Consider the following 1,158-nt stretch of genomic DNA (forward strand, 5'->3'; position numbering starts at 1 on the left):
GTTCATGGCCGACGGCTACAACGTGACCCCCCTGGAGAAGGTGGCCACCGAGGCCGGGTTCTCCAAGGGCGCGGTGTACTCCAACTTCGCGACCAAGCACGAATTGGGCCTGGCCGTGCTCGACGTCGTCCACGTTGAGCGCGCCCAGTCGCTCGTGGACGCGATGCTGGCGCACGACACCTTGACGGAGCGGATCGAAGGATTCGCGCGATGGGCCGACGAGAACATCGGCGATGTCGGCTGGACCGCACTGGAAGTCGAGTTCGCGACGAGCACCCGGCACATGCCCGAGATCCGCACCGAACTCGCCGAGCGCCGACGCACCCTGACGGCAATGCTCGCCTCGGTGATCCAGACGCAGGCCGATCAACTCGGCCTAGAACTCCCACTTTCCGCCGAAGATGCGGCGCTGCAACTACTCTCGCTCGGAATCGGCCTCGGCGTACAGCGCGCGATCGACCCCGAACTCCCCGTCAGCGCGATCGTCGACCTACTCCGCAGCCAGATCGCCGCCGGCCGCACGATCGCGGCAGTGGACGGCTGACCACCACGGCCTGGTGATGTCCTGATCAGGCGGCGAGCAGGACAGCGTTCGGGGCCGGCGCGAGAGGTGCGGAGCTCGAGGGAGCGATCTGGCGTTGCCCGCCCAGCACGACCGCGCGTGTCGGCACGAGGGCGTGCCTGCGCATGGATTCGGCTACCTGCGCGACGAGATCGCCCAGCGAAGTACCGAGGGCGCCGGCCAGGGCGGCGATCATCTCGCTCGATGGCTCCTTGCGCCCGCGCTCGACCTCGGAGAGATATTGCGGCGAGATACCCGCCCGGCCCGCGGTATCGACGAGGGTGGAGCGCTGTTCCAGGCGCAGCGCGCGCAGCCGTTCACCCAGCGCCTCACGCCAGAGTGGTTCCGGCCGCGACTGCTGTTCGCCGCGTCCGCCTGGAATCACCCGCAACCCGCTGTGCTCGCCCATACTCCGAGCGTAGGGATCCCCGGACCGAAACACCCGGCTCTTCTGCTCTGGGCGTAACCAACGACCAAGGGGCCCGCCCTGATCTGGACTGAGCGGAGGGTGCGACGAAGGAGTACCCGGAGGGAGGGAAGATCAGGGGCCCGAAGGGCCCCGCTCGAGCGCGCCAGCACTCCAAGAGTTCAGCGGG

At 68.4% G+C, this 1,158-nt stretch carries 2 protein-coding genes; one reads left to right on the forward strand and one right to left on the reverse strand.

The genetic code is table 11. The features are described from left to right. Positions 1–544: TetR/AcrR family transcriptional regulator (locus tag ACFWF3_RS36650; RefSeq protein WP_379318816.1), on the forward strand; the 544-nt coding region annotated here is incomplete at its 5' end. Between the two features lie 25 nt (positions 545–569). Here ACFWF3_RS36650 and ACFWF3_RS36655 read toward each other — a convergent pair. Next, a complete protein-coding gene (locus ACFWF3_RS36655; protein WP_379318818.1) occupies positions 570–971 on the reverse strand; it encodes a helix-turn-helix domain-containing protein in 402 nt (133 codons plus the stop codon). Positions 972–1,158: the final 187 nt, after the last annotated feature.

Source organism: Nocardia sp. NPDC060220 (assembly GCF_042727815.1).
In the GTDB taxonomy this organism is placed as follows: domain Bacteria; phylum Actinomycetota; class Actinomycetes; order Mycobacteriales; family Mycobacteriaceae; genus Nocardia.

Excerpts from the sequence above, each read along its gene's own strand:
- ACFWF3_RS36655 (WP_379318818.1), bottom strand. The coding sequence starts at position 971 with ATGGGCGAGCACAGCGGGTTGCGGGTGATTCCAGGCGGACGCGGCGAA.